This is a genomic window from Cupriavidus basilensis, from assembly GCF_000832305.1.
In the GTDB taxonomy this organism is placed as follows: Bacteria; Pseudomonadota; Gammaproteobacteria; order Burkholderiales; family Burkholderiaceae; genus Cupriavidus; species Cupriavidus basilensis_F.
Genome location: NZ_CP010537.1, coordinates 1157356 through 1171581, shown reverse-complemented (window position 1 = coordinate 1171581; position 14226 = coordinate 1157356). Strand labels below are relative to the sequence as shown.

The following is a 14226-nucleotide window of genomic DNA, read 5'->3' as shown; positions in this document are numbered from 1 at the left end:
GGCTAGCACGCGACGTGGCACACGCCAAGTTGCTGGGCCATCAGCACGAGATCGGCAAACGTGCGCGCTTTCATCTTGCGCATGGCCTGCCCGCGGTGGATCTTTACCGTCACCTCGCTGATGCCGATGCGCCCGGCAATCTGCTTGTTCATCAGCCCGGATGCGGCCAGTCCCATCACCTCCGACTCGCGCGGCGTCAGTGTCTCGAAACTGCAGCGAAGCCCCTGGGCCTTGCGCATTCCTTCGCGTCGCCGGCGGTCCTTCTCGAGTGCCGCCGATACCGCATCGAGCAGGTCCTGATCGCGAAACGGCTTGGCCATGAAGTCTTCCGCGCCAGCCTTCATCGCTGCCACGGTCATGGCAATATCGCCATAGCCCGTCATGAAGATGATCGGGACACGGATGCCCAATTGCCCCAGGTGCGCCTGCAGGTCCAGTCCACTCTGGCCGCGCAGCCTGACATCGAGCACCAGGCAGCAAGGCGCTTCCGGCAACCGGTACTCAAGCAATTCCGCGGCCGAGCCGAACAGCGCGGCACGCATGCCGACCGAGCGGAACAGGGTGCCCAGCGCACCGCGCAGCGACGCATCGTCGTCGACGACCAGCACCAACGCCTCGTCCCGGTCAATCGTCTCGACAGGCTCCAGACTTTGAATTGTCACGGTCAGTTTCTCCAGTCAGATTCAAAGGCGCCAGCACGAACGCGGACCACGTCAATCGTTGTTTCGGGCTGTGCGGGGCGGTGTCGCCGCATGGCTTGCCCATGGGCACTCTACGCTTTTGCCCTGCCGGCGTATTGTCGATTTGTGCCGGCTTTTGTCTACTGTGGCTTGTTAATGCGTGCCTCACAGTCGAAGATTACTAACGATCACTTTAAGGGCAGCGCTTGCCCAAGGACCCGCTGACCCATGCCAAAAGACAATAGACGCTCAATAGACGCTCGCCAGGGCGCCGCCCAGGCCTGCGGTCACGGCTGTGGTTGCGGCACCGGCAGGGTAAAGGAGAAGGCCGCGCCGGGGCCTGCCGGATGCTGGCCGCTTTGCGCCTCGGCACGCACGGGAGACTCGGCCCATATGGAGCCACCATGCGCTTCGACGATCGATCGGCAGATCGACAGGCCCATGCCCAGCCCTTGCTCGCGCGTGGTGTAGAACGCCTCGAACAGCTTGTCCAGCTTTCCCGCGTCGATACCCGGGCCGGTATCCTCCACCCGCAACAGTACCTGGCCGTCGGCGGGCGCCGCGGTGGTGACCCGAAGGTGACGGCGCCCCGGACGGCGGCATGACATTGCCTGGATGGCATTGACGAGCAGGTTGATGATCACCTGCTGCAACTGGATGCGGTCGCCGAGCACTTGCGGCAGCCCGGCCGCGCAGTCCTGGGCAATGACGATGGCTTGAGCCTCGGCCTGGTGCTTGACCATGGCCACGGTCTCGGCCACAAGGTCGCTCAATTGCAACGGCAAGCGACGAGACTCCCCCTTGCGCGCGAGCGCCCGGATGCGCCGGATCACCTCGCTTGCGCGCAGTCCTTCCGCGATCATGTTCTCCACCGCATGACGCGCTTCATCGAGATCGGGTTCGGGACGGTTGATCCAGCGCAGGCACGCGCCGCCATACGTGACGATACCGGTCAGCGGCTGATTGACCTCGTGCGCAATCGACGCCGCCAGCTCGCCAAGCGTGGTGACCCGGGAGACGTGCGCCAGTTCGGCTTGTGCCCGCTGGCGCTCCTGGTTCTGGCGCAGCAACTCTTCATAGAGCCTGGCATTCTCCAGGGAGATGGCTGCCTGGGAGGCCAGCATGGCCAGCAGGTTGATTCTCCGGCCGGTAAACAGCCCATCCGCCAGATTATTCTCCAGGTAGAGCACGCCGATCGGCGCGGCCTGCTTGGCCAGCGCCAGGCACGCCACCGAGCGCACGCTGCGCGCCTGGACGTCCGCATCCTGCCCGAACTTCGCATGCGTCCTGGCATTGTCGAGGACGAAATCCGCGCGGGTCGTGAGCGCCGCGTCGATGATGGCGCGGGGATAGGGCACGGCGCCGGCCGGGTCCAGGTCGACCACAATGCCGGATTGCTCGGTCCGGGCTTGCGCGGCCAGGCGCAGTGCACCGTCCTGCCAGAGAAACAGCAATGCTCTCTGTGCGGCCGCCTGCTCAAGGGTGGTCGTCAGCAGCGTGTTGATCAGGCGGTCGAGCTGTATCTCGCCGGCCAGCGCCTGCGTCGCCCTGATGGCGGTGTCGAGGTCCAGCTGGGAGGCAGGGCCGATATAGGTAGCGGGCTGAAGGGCCGCCGCGTCGGTCCGTTCGATGGCCGTGCGGCCCGTGTCCAGATCCGTGCCGTCATGGGCGCGCGCGCGCGCCTCCAGCTTGCGCACCAGGCCCTCGGCGCCCCAACTGCCATAGGCATCGCGGGCCTTGCGCAAGTAAGCCATTGCCGGCGCCGCCAGGCCCTGTTCGAAACAGCAGCGCGCGCACAGATCGTAGGCCAGGGCCTCGTCATGCACCAGGTCCCGCTCTCGCGCCTGTCGGGCCGCCTGCTCGTACTGCCGCATGGCCTGCAAGGGATCTCGCGCCATGCGCGAGGCTTCGGCCGACAGGATGCCCGCGCGCGCGCCGAAGTTGGCGGGATTCTCCCGTGCCCAGGCGCTCAGCTGGTCGTGATGGCGTTTGAACGCCGCCGCGTGCGCGCCGCCAGGCACGTGGCCGGATGTGTGGCCTGGTGCGTGGCCCGGGAATACCGGCGCCCGCGCCAACGTGAGCGCCGCGAAAAAATGATAGTCCGCGATCTCCAGGAAATACGGGGCGGTCCATAGCAGCGGCTCCGCCTTGCGGGCCGCGTCCAGCGCCCCCCGATAGTCGTCCGCGGCGAAACAGGCCTGCAGCTTGCGAATCCAGTAGCAGCAGGCGGCGACGGCGAGGCGGGGATCGGCCTGCAGTCTTGCCTCGGCTTCCAGCAGCCCCGGCTCGCCGGCCTCCCGCGCCATCCAGCCTGCGGCCCTGCCCCGCAGCACCGCCACATACCTGGCCTGCGCGCTCAGGATATCGACGACCCGCCCCAGGCCGAGAGAGCGGGCGAAAGCCAGGCCAGTCTCGATCTGCGCCTCCACGCTGGCCAGCGGCTCCGCGCAACCGAGCAGATGGGTCACCAGCTGGTTGCGGCTATAGGCAGCGAAATTGAAATCCCCCGTCTGCCGGCCTTCTTCGAAACTGCGCTCGATCAGTTCGCGCCCGCCGCGGATGGGCTGGGTCCACGGCAGCAGCAACGCCCCAAAGCACATATGGACCTTGGCGCGAAAGCGGCCCATGCCCTCCTGCGCGACCAGCGCCAGGCCGGCCTGGCCCAGGCGATAACCCAGCCCGTAGTCGCCACAACGCGGCCCGATCGTCATGCCAAGGTGAACGTACGCAATGCAGGAGGCTTCGTCGTTGCCATGCTCCAGGCTGATGAGCGCCATCCAGAGCGGTATCAGGTCGCGCAGGTTCCGGTCCATGAACGACGCGGGCGACATCACCTCGGCCAGGACGCTGAGCGTGGCGCGCCACACCGGGCTATGCATGCGCGGCAAGCTGGCCAGCGACTCGACCGGCCGATCGCCCAGCAACGCAAGCAAGCGCTGGTACTCCTCCTCCACCTGCCCCGGCGCGTCGGGCCGGAAGTCCAGGCCCATCGTGCGGACGAACCCCAGCCCCAGCCTGACGGCGTGGTCGGACTGGTCAAGCGCCGTATGCACCGCCACTTGCAGCCGCGTGACCGCCGCCAGGTCGGCGGGTGTCCGCGTCCTGGCGCTCAGGTCCAGCAAACTGGCCGCGGCGGCGCCAAGCCGGCCGTCAACGAATTCGCACTCGGCGCGGCCCATCGCCAACGCCAGCGCCAACGCGTGATGGGTCTCCCATGCCCCGTCTGGCAGCCATCGCTCGCCGGCGGAAAAACAAGCACTGGCGGTGTCGTAGGCGGTTGTCTTCATCGCGCGAAGCGCGGCCTCCAGGCTCAGTTGGGCAACCTGGAGCCGCTCGCCGTCATCGAGGTGGATGCCGGCTGCGCGGTTGAACTGGTCAACCGCGCAGAAGACGCCGCCGTCACCATTGTCACCGTGCGCCAACCGGCGGCCAAACCGCAGGTGCAAGGCCGGGCGATCGGCAACAGGAATCAAGGCATAGGCTGCCTCCTGGACCCGTTCGTGGGCGAAGCGATAGCAGGCATCGCCGACCACGATGTAGCCCCCGGCCACGGCTTGCGCCAGCAGGCCGCCAAGCCGTGCTTCGCTGACATCCAACGCCTGAGCCGCGGTTGCCGCCGGCACCGTGCTGCCCAGGCAAGACAGGGCCATCAGCAAGGCGCCTGTTTCCGGCGGCAGCCGCTGCAGGCCCTCGGCAAGCAAACCCGGCGCATCGCCCTGGCTATCCGGCAAGTCAGGCAATGGGGCGCTTGCGACCTCATCCAGGCTGCCGTGGTTGCGCCACGCCTGCTGGCACCGCCGCAGTTCGCCGGCAAGCGCGCTCGCGCTGGGGTAGCGTTCCGCGGGCGCCTTGGCCAGCAACCGCATCACCATGGCCGACAACACTGGCGCAACGGCGTCGTTGCGCTCGGACGGCGCCACCGGCAGTCTTGCGAAATGGCTGTGCACCCAGCCTACCGGCTCGCTGGCTTCGAGCGGCAGGACACCCGTGAGCATCTGATACAGGATCACGCCCAGCGCGTAGAGGTCCGCCCGTGCGTCGACCGCCGACTCTCCCCTGGCGGCCTGCTCGGGCGCCATGTAGGCCAGGGTTCCCGCCAGCATCGGGGCTTGCGCGCCGGGCAAGGTGCCGGGCAAGGTGCCAGACGAGGCGACGGTGGCGATGCCGAACCCGGTAATCCAGGCCCGTTCCCGGTTCGGTGCGACCAGGAGATGCGCAGGCTTGATGTCGCGGTGGACGATGCCGGATTCGTGCATGGCCGCGATCGCGGCGGACACGGCGATCGCGATTTCCAGGAAGGCATCCAGCGCAAACGGCTCGCCAGGCAACGGGGCCAGCGGCGAGCCGCCCTCGTCGGCCGCGAGCAGGGCCGGCCTGCGGTCATAGCGGATCAACGCCACCGGAACCACTGCCCAATCGGATCGCAGCAGGTCCCGCAAGGTGAATTCGTGCTCGAGGCGCCGGCGCTGCACACCAGCCACGCTGGCAGCCGGGCCGGCGAGCGAAAGCAGCACGGGCGGGCATCCGGCGGCAGTCCCGCGAAGCAGCGCGATCTCGCCGTCCAGCAAATATTCGAGCTTGTAGTTGCGCAACGAATTCATCGAACCTGGGACTGCATCATGAAAGCCGGGAAGCTCGGAAGCTCGGAGTATATTCCGCCCGACAGGGGCAATCAGCGGCAGAGGATGCGCCCGCCGGTGTCGCCGTCTCATACTTTGGTGTTACCCCCTGCCACGCCAGGCCTGGCCCGGGCGGGCCTGGCCGGACCCGAGAGCGCGTGGGCACGGGGCGCACGGCGCGGCCGGACCGCTCTTGCCCGCGCGCCCGGGGGGAATCCCTGACCGTGGCCGGCAATACCACCGTATGATTCCAGAGAACGTGGCAGCACGATATCCTCGATGCAAGCGATGGGGGCCTCCGACCGCTTCGTCACCGCTCATGACAAAAGGAGGAACACCGTGTGATAGCTACCCCGGTGATCGCCATCGTCGACGACGATGCTGCTGTCCGACAAGCCCTGGGAAGCCTGCTGCGCTCCTTCAGCATGAGCGTCGAACTCTATGCGAGCGGGAACGATCTGCTGCAGTCAAACACCATCGATGGCATTTCCTGCCTGGTTGCCGACGTGCAGATGCCCGCGATGAACGGCTTCGCGCTGTGCGAACACCTTCGCGCACGCGGGTTTTCCACGCCGGTGATCTTCATGACGGCCTTTCCCGAGGAATGCTACCGGCAACGCGCCGAGGCGATCGGCGCTGCCTGCTTTCTCGGCAAGCCGTTCATGGAAGCCGACATCATCCGTTGCATCGGGAACGTGCTGGCGCGAAGCGCGAAGTCCGGGCCGCAGCCAGGGGACTGAAGACGATGCCCGAAATCGCGGTGCCCCTGGCACTCGGCATGCGCCACGAGCGGCTTGCCCTGGGCCTGAGCGGCTTTTTTGCCGCGGCCTCCATCCGGGCCGCCGACACCCTGCTGCCGGCCTTGTCACGCGACTTCGGGATCTCCGCGGGAAAGACCGGTGTGGCGGTGACAAGCTTCATGCTTGCCTATGCCGCATTCCAGCTGATCTACGGGCCCCTGGCCGAACGCTACGGCAAGCTGCGTGTCATCGCGGCTGCCTTGCTGGCCTGCGCCGTTGCCAATTTCAGCCAGTCGCTGGCGCCTGGCTTCGAATGGCTGGTGGTAGTGCGCGCGATCGCCGGCGCGGCGGCGGCTGGCGTCATTCCGATCTGCCTGGCGCGCCTCGGCGATACCGAACCACTGGTCTCGCGGCAGAGCCTGCTCGCGCGCTACTCGGTGGCCACCATCTGCGGACTGATGACCGGCCAATGGGTATCCGGACTCGTCGCCGATACGCTGGGCTGGCGTGCCGCCTTCGTGCTGCTGGCCGCCGGTTTCGCCTGCGTGGCCGCGATCCTGGCCAGCCTGGCACGCCGCGATGAAACGGCCGGCGATTGGCGGCGCGGGGCACCCGGCCCGCGGCCAGGACCCGCAACCCTGCTGAAATCCGCATGGGTGCGCCGGGTACTGTGCATGACCTTGCTGCTGGGCTTGCTCTGCCCGAGCGTGTTCGCCTTTGTGCCGACCTACCTCAAGCTCCACTTTGCCTTGTCCCTGGCGGCGGCCGGCGCCATCACGTCGATGCACGGCATAGGCGGGCTGCTGTACGCCGGCTTCGCGCCGGCGCTGATTCGCAGCGTGGGACGGCGGCGCCTGGCCAGGCTGGCGGCCGCGCTGCTTGGCGTGGGGATGGCCTGCATCGCACTTGGGCAACACTGGCTCTGGATTGCCGCGGGTTGCCTGTGCGCGGGCTGTGGCTACTACATCGTCCTGAATGCGATGCAGACCGCCGCCACGCAGATGGCACCTTCGCAACGCGCGAACGCCGTCGCCTTGTTTGCGTTCTGCCTGTTCGCCGGCCAGGGCCTTGGCGTGCTGCTAGCGGCGCGCCTGGTGGACACGGCCGGCATCCCGGCCTTGTTCGCCATCAGCGGCGCGCTCGTGATCCTGCTGATCCTGGAACTGTCCAGGCAACTGCTGCCGCGCCTGGACGCCACCCCGCCCTGATCCGGCGCAGGTGTGGTCAGCTGCCATCGGGTGCTGCCAGGTGGCGCACGACGGGCGGCGCGGCACCGCGGTGAAAGCTATGCACGCGCGTCTGGATCAGTTTGTCGTTCATGGTGTGGCGCTCGTGCTGGCGCAGATGCTCCAGCCACGACTCCACCAGGAAGGTCTCGATGAAGCGCCCGGGCGCGGCCAGGTCTTCGTAGACCCCCCAGGACAGCGCACCGCCGCGGCGGCGAATCCGGCGCATCTCCTGCACGGCCTTGCCAAACGCTGCCGCATCCTCGGGCGCGACCTCGTATTCCACGCAGATCATCACTGGCCCACGGTCGTGGGCCACGTCCAGTTCACCCGGGTGCAGAAAGCCTGAAGGCGCCAGGTCCAGCTCCGGCGAGATGCCCAGGCGCCACCGCAGCGCAGCGGTGCAAGCCAGGGCCAGCCCGGCTGCCGCTAGCATCAGGGCGGCGGGAATGCCCAGCAGCGCGGCGGTCTTGCCCCATAGCGCGCTCCCCGCGGTCATGGCGCCGAAGAACACGGTCAGGTAGGCCGCCAGCGCGCGTGCCTTGACCCAGCCCGCGGCGCTGCGCTGGGCGGCCACATTGAGCGTGGACAGTACCGCGATCCAGGCCAGCCCGGCAAACAGCAGTGCGGCTGCCAGCAGCCAGAAATGCCGCACATAGGCCAGCGCGAGCAAGCTCAGCGCGAACAGCAGGCTTGCCAGCACCACCATGCGATCGGCGCTGACCCGGCCGCGCAGCTTGGGGAGCACAAGCGCGCCGCCGACGGCGCCCAGGCCGATGCTGGCCAGCAGCAAGCCATATCCGCCCGGGCCGAGGCCCAGTTCCCGCCGGGCCACCAGCGGCAGCAGCGCCCAGCCGGCACTGCCGAAGAGAAAGAACGCGACCGCCCTGACCAGCACGACCCGCAGCAGCGGCGCGGCCTCCACATACCGCAGGCCGGCACGCACCGCCGAAAGGAAATGCTCGGGCGGCAGGTTCCGCCGGGCGGGCTCGGCCTTCCACCGGTACAGCACCAGCGTCACGCCCAGCACCGACAGCGCGTTGAGCAGAAAGACCACCGCGGGCCCGGAGAACGACAGGATCAAGCCACCCAGCGCAGGGCCGATCGCACGGCTGATATTGATCCCCAGGGAGTTCAGCGCAATGGCCGGCGGCAAGTCCGCCTTGTCGACCAGGTCCGGCACGATGGCCTGGAACGGCGGCGAGCTCATCGCCGCGCCGGTGCTCAGCAAAAATGCAGCCAGCAGCAGCACATGGGCGTTGACCAGGCCGGTGAGCGCAAGCACGCCCAGCGTGGTCGCCACCGCCAGCGTCCAAAGCTGCGCGAAGATCAGGTACTTGCGCCGGTCGACGATATCGGCCAGCACCCCGGACGGCAGGGCGAACAGGAACATCGGCAGGCTGCCCGCAGCCTGCACCAGGGCGACCATCAGGGGATCGGGGTCGAGCGACGTCATCAGCCAGCTGGCGCCTACGTCGTTCATCCAGGTACCCACATTGGACGCCACCGTGGCGATCCACAGCATCCGGAAAGTGCTGTACCGCAGCGGGCTCCACGGCGAGCCGGCTGCACCGGCGCTGCCGCGCTGCGCGGCGGGCGTGCCGGCTGAGCCGGCTTGAGAGTCATTCATGGCTTGGTCGCAAGTTGCTCAGGCACTGAAGGTGGCAATGCCAACAGTGGCACAGCCGCATTGTGTGGAGCACAGCGGGCGCCGTCTACCTATACCAAGGGACAATGGTCTTGTGCCTCGGCATCGGCATCGGCATCGGCGCACCAGCCTTGCGCCCGGCGCGTCAGGCGTGAACCCTGCGGCGCCAGTTGCCGGGAGAGACGCCGACCGCTTGCGAGAACACGCGGGTGAAATGGCTTTGATCGGAGAAGCCGCAAGCCATTGCCACTTCCGCCAGGCAGAGTCCGGTTTCGCGCAGGAGCCCGCGGGCGCGCTCCAGGCGCTGGGCCGCCAGCCACTGATGGGGTGTCTGGCCAGTCGTATCCCGAAAGGCACGGGTGAAATGGCTACGCGACAGGTTGCAGGCGTCGGCGACGTCGGCAATGGACAGATCGCCATCGATCTTGGCGATCAGCATTTCCTTGGCCATCTCCACGCTGCGTTGCGACAGCAACCGGTTTGTCTTGGGCGTCGCGACGGAGCCATTCCCATAGCGCTCGACGAGATAGGTCCCGATCGTGAAGCCCAGCTGATCGACGAACAGCTTGCTGGCCATCCCGGGCTGGCTCAGTGCCGGCGCCGCCGCCTGGGCGAGATGCGCCAGCACCTGGTCTTGCTCTCCCGCCGCGCTGCGCAGCCCCAGGATGCGCGAGCGGCCTAGTTCCGCGCTGGTGCGCTCGATAAAGGTGCGGGAAATCTCCAGCAGGATGAAGTCGAAAAAACCATAAAAATCGGCTTTATAGTCTTCAAGGAAATTCCGGATATAGATGGAGTTATTTTCAAATTCGTGGGTGCTCGCGCGGCGCTCATGAAACACCCGGCGGCGATGGCCCGTGCACAGCGAAATCCCCACCAGAAAGCCGCGATGCGACGCCGAAGTGATAACCTGGCTCGCCTTCTCGCCGGGCGAGCTCTTGCGGAAAAAATGGATCTCGCTGCCGGTGAGCTTCTGATCCTTGGAGAGCTTTTCCGCGGCGCACCCGAATGCGTCGATCGATACAGGAGCTGCGTGCGGGAAGGAGGCTTTGGCGTTGACAGGCATGATCTCAGACGGGAATAAACCACCGCCATGAAAACCCACGCCGTGGCAGCACCGGCTGACCAAGAATAGCAGAGCTTGCAGGCAGCCCGCGTGAAACCTTGGATGGCACAGGTCGAGTGACGCAAGCGCCTGTTGCCTGCTGAAAACCAAGGGCGCGATGCCTTCTGTATAATTCAGGCTCTTTCAGGCAATTCTCCCGTATCAAGCGGCGTGCCAATCACGCGCCATCGCCAGTAGTCCGACTGACTATAGAGCACGCGCCGGCAAGATCGCTCCCCCGGCGCTCCGATCGGCTCCCATGCCGATCGCCGCGCGTCCGCCCAACATCCTGATCGTCGCCCGCCGGCCATCGACCGTCCGACGAGCCATGGCAATTCACGCGAACCTGCGCGATTGCCGGCCCGGCAAGCCGATCAGCAAAGATATTTCTCTTTCCATGAGCAAACTCCCCAGGCTCGTGCTGAGCCTTGTGCTGGTTGCGCTATTGCACCTGATCCCCACCGCGCTCCCGGCCGCAACCGCCGACACCACCTTGAATGCAGACGCGCCCGCCACCCGGCCGCCATCGCGCGCGGATGCCGTTGCCGAGCTCAAACGGCTCCAGACAGAGCAGGACCGCATCAAGCAACTGGCGTCGTCGCCCACCAGCGGCACGCAGCTCGAAGGGCTGGATGACGCCATCCACCAGTTGGCAAGCGACGTCGACAAGCTGAGCGCGGCGCTCACGCCCCAGCGCGCGCAGTTGCAGGCACAGCTCGACGTGCTCGGGCCGCCGCCCGCCGCCGGCACCACGCCAGAGGCGGCTGCTGTCGCACAGCAGCGGGCGGACCTGAACGCGCGCAAGGCCCAACTGGACAGCGGACTGAAGCAAGCGGCCGAGGTCAAGGGCAATGTCACCAACCTGAGCGAGCAGATCGCCAAGCTGCAGCGCAGCCGCTTGAAGAACCAGCTCGCGCTGCGGTCGGCCAGCATTCTCGGCACGGCATTCTGGGAGCCGTTGTTCGCGCCGAGCCAGGAGGACCAGCAGCGGCTGAGCGCGTTCATGGGGCAAGTCACCCCGTTGTGGGGCATGGCCTGGCAGCCCGGGCGGCAGACGGTCACCGCCCTGCTTCTGCTGCTTGCGATCGGCGTCTGGACCATCGGCCGACGGCTGATCGAGCGGGCGCTGGCATGGTTCTGCCTGACGCGCTTGCCCGAGAGCCGGCTGCGGCGCAGCGCGCTCGCGCTTGCCACGGTACTCGCGACGGTTGCGGCGACCGCCATCGCGGTGCAGGTTGTGTGTTTTGCTTTCGTCCCGCCGGGCGAACTGCCAGCTCAGGTGCAGGACCTGATCAGCGAACTCGGCAAGCTGACGCTGACGAGCGCGCTGATCGCGGGCCTGGGACGGGCATTGCTGTGCACGCACCATCCCTCATGGCGCGTGCCGGCGCTCGCCGACAAGGTCGCGCTGGCGATGCGTCCTTTCCCAAGTGTCCTCGCGGGCCTGCTGCTGATCGCCGGCACGCTCGAGCAACTCAACCGGACCGCGGACACAAGCCTGCAGGTGACCTTGCTAGGCCGCGGCCTGGTATCGCTTGTGGTGGTACTGACAATCGGCGCGGCGCTGCTGCGCGCCAACCGTGTGCGCACGAAGCTCGCCGCGGCGGGCGAGCGGCCTGAAGCGCGCTCCACCTTCGCCGGCCTGATCCACGCCGGCGTAACGGTGACGGTCGTCGCCTCGCTGATGGCGCTGCTGATCGGCTACATCACGTTCGCGCGCTTCCTGACCTACGAGCTTGTCTGGATCGACATCGTCCTGTGCAGCCTGTACCTGTTGACGCAACTGACCCGCGACGTCTGCGAAAGCGTGTTCAGCGCGCACCATCCAAGCGGCAAGGTCATCAAGCAGTTGTTCGGACTCGGGGACAGCCATCTCGCGCAGGCGTCGACGGTGCTCTCGGGGATCGGCACCAGCCTGTTGCTCCTGGTGGCCGTCATCGCGCTGCTGACCGGCGGCTTCGGCACCACGCCGAGCGACCTGCTCAACAGCCTGCTGACGATGCTCGGCGGCGAGCGGCTGCGCAGCCTCAACATCATGCCCGAGCGCATCCTGAACGCGGTCATCGCGCTCTCGGTCGGCACCTGCCTGCTGCGCTCGGTGCGGCGCTGGCTGGACGCGGAACTACTGCCGAAGGTCTGCATGGAAGCGGGCCTGCGCGCATCGCTCATCACGCTGTTCAGCAACATCGGCTATGTGCTGATCGTGTTGCTGACGCTGTCGCTGCTGGGCGTCAGATGGGAAAACCTGGCCTGGATCGTCAGCGCGCTGTCCGTGGGCATCGGCTTCGGCCTGCAGGAGATCGTCAAGAATTTCGTGTCTGGGCTCATCCTGCTGACCGAGCGCCCGGTGAAGGTCGGCGACATGGTGAGCATCGGCGGCGTGGAAGGCGACATCAAGCGCATCAACGTGCGCGCAACAGAGATCCTGCTGGGCGACCGCTCGACCGTGATCGTGCCCAACTCGCAGCTGATCTCGCAGAACCTGCGCAACGTGACGATGAGCAACAGCACGCAAGGCGTCGCCACGCTGCTGCTCACCTTCCCGTTGAACATCGATCCTGAACAGGTGCGCGAACTGCTGCTCGACTCCTATCGGGAAAATGAGGCGATCCTCGACAAGCCCGCGCCATCCGTCACGTTCAGCCAGCTGGCGCCGAACGGGATCACGCTTAGCGTGACGGGCTACGTAGGCAGCCCGCGAATCGCCACCGCGACCAAGAGCGACCTGCTGTTCGAGATACTGAAGCGGCTGCGCGCGGCCGATATCTCGCTGTCGGTCCCGCAGACCTTGCGGGTGGAGAATATGGCCGCGCTTGGCGCGTAACGCGCCCTGCCGGCCCCTTACGGGGTCACCAGCGCCACCGGTTCCTGCACGCCATGCGCACGCCTGGCGCCCATGGCTTGCTGCACCACATCGCCGATCATGTCCGCGGTGACCGCCGACAGCGTCCATCCCAGGTGGCCGTGGCCGGTGTTGTAGAACACGCAGGACGCACGGCCCCGGCCCACGCGCGGCAGCATGGTAGGCATCATCGGCCGCAGGCCGGCCCAGGGCACCACGCTGCGCGTGCTGACACCGGGGAAGCACTGGTTGACCCACTCCACCAGCGGACGGATACGGTCGGCGCGGATGTCGCGGTTATAGCCGTTGAACTCCGCCGTGCCCGCCACGCGGAAGCGGTCAACGCCCAGGCGGCTGGTGACCAGCTTGGTCTCGTCGTCAAGCAGGCTCACGACGGGCGCGGCCGCCTGGCTTTGCGCGTCGTTCAGGTTGACGGTGATCGAATAGCCCTTGACCGGATAGATGTTGACGCGATCGCCAAGGCTGGCCGCCAGCGCCCGGCTGGCAGTGCCGGCACAGACGACCACGCCGTCGAACACGCGCGATTCGGCCTGCCGGCCGTCGCCGCTGACGATGGTGACCTGCCGGCCATCGGTGCTGACCGACTGGACATCCTGGTTGTACAGGCAACGCACGCCCAGGCGGTCGATGGCCGCGGCCATGCCGCTGGTGAACTTGTGGATGTCGCCGGTGGAGTCGCTCTGGGTGAAATAGCCACCGTAGTACTGCCCGGCCAGGGTCGGCTCGATGGCGCGCATTTCTTCCGGCGTGACGGCGTGGCGCGCAAGGCCGCCCTCGGCCAGCAGCTTCGACACCCTGCCCGCATGCTCGAAGCCCGCCTTGTCGCGATAGATATGGAGGATGCCCTCCTTCTTCAGGTCGAAATCGATGCCTTCGGCCGCCGCCCAGGAGAACAGGTGGTCACGCGCGGCAATCGCCAGGCGCGTGGTCTCGATGGTGTTCTTGCGGTAGTGGGGAATGGCGGCGATGAACTCGGCGAACCAGGACAGCTTGTGCCAGCTCGGGCGCGGGTTGACCAGCAGCGGCGCATCGCTCTTGAGCATCCACTTGATGCCCTTGAGGATGGTGGACCAGTGGGTCCAGACTTCAGCGTTGGAAGCGGAAAGCTGGCCGCCGTTGGCGAACGAGGTTTCCATGGCGGCATAGCGGTGTTTTTCGAGCAGGGTGACCGAGAAACCGCGTTTGGCGAGCGCGTAGGCAGTGGTCACGCCGGTGATGCCACCACCGATAACGGCAATTGTCTTCATCTCTATGGTTCCAGGACGTCGGATGGGGGCCTCTTGCGCGGCATGCGCAAAAGACGCCCCCTCTGTCCTTGACCTGAGAGATTCACGATACGCCACTTTGG

General features: G+C 66.9%; 8 protein-coding genes. 3 read left to right on the top strand and 5 right to left on the bottom strand.

All coding sequences use genetic code 11. The annotated features are described in order from the left end of the window. Positions 1–2 precede the first annotated feature (2 nt). Together RR42_RS25965 and RR42_RS25960 are read right to left on the bottom strand one after the other, a co-directional pair. Positions 3–662 (bottom strand): response regulator transcription factor, encoded by a 660-nt coding sequence (locus tag RR42_RS25965; RefSeq protein WP_043354230.1) that lies wholly within the window; start codon positions 660–662, stop codon positions 3–5. Between the two features lie 305 nt (positions 663–967). After that, complete coding sequence (locus RR42_RS25960) at positions 968–5281, bottom strand: ATP-binding protein (protein WP_043354229.1); 4314 nt, start codon at positions 5279–5281, stop codon at positions 968–970. Positions 5282–5655: 374 nt separating this feature from the next. Between RR42_RS25960 and RR42_RS25955 the strand changes: the two genes are divergently transcribed. Next, positions 5656–6039, top strand: a complete 384-nt coding sequence (locus RR42_RS25955; protein ID WP_082055109.1) for a response regulator transcription factor — start codon at positions 5656–5658, stop codon at positions 6037–6039. A 5-nt stretch (positions 6040–6044) separates the two neighbouring features. Next, entirely contained in the window at positions 6045–7247 is a 1203-nt protein-coding gene (locus RR42_RS25950; RefSeq protein WP_052494969.1) for an MFS transporter, read from the top strand. A 16-nt stretch (positions 7248–7263) separates the two neighbouring features. On the opposite strand, the gene RR42_RS25945 is transcribed toward RR42_RS25950, so the two are convergent. Together RR42_RS25945 and RR42_RS25940 are read right to left on the bottom strand one after the other, a co-directional pair. Then, positions 7264–8895, bottom strand: a complete 1632-nt coding sequence (locus RR42_RS25945) for an MFS transporter (RefSeq protein WP_043354225.1) — start codon at positions 8893–8895, stop codon at positions 7264–7266. A gap of 163 nt (positions 8896–9058) precedes the next feature. Continuing rightward, positions 9059–9976, bottom strand: coding sequence for a helix-turn-helix domain-containing protein (locus RR42_RS25940; protein WP_043354223.1), 918 nt, complete (start codon positions 9974–9976; stop codon positions 9059–9061). Between the two features lie 436 nt (positions 9977–10412). Between RR42_RS25940 and RR42_RS25935 the strand changes: the two genes are divergently transcribed. Continuing rightward, entirely contained in the window at positions 10413–12839 is a 2427-nt protein-coding gene (locus tag RR42_RS25935; RefSeq protein ID WP_082055294.1) for a DUF3772 domain-containing protein, read from the top strand. 17 nt (positions 12840–12856) lie between these two features. On the opposite strand, the gene RR42_RS25930 is transcribed toward RR42_RS25935, so the two are convergent. After that, positions 12857–14125, bottom strand: coding sequence for a D-amino acid dehydrogenase (locus RR42_RS25930; RefSeq protein WP_043354222.1), 1269 nt, complete (start codon positions 14123–14125; stop codon positions 12857–12859). Between the last annotated feature and the right edge of the window lie 101 nt (positions 14126–14226).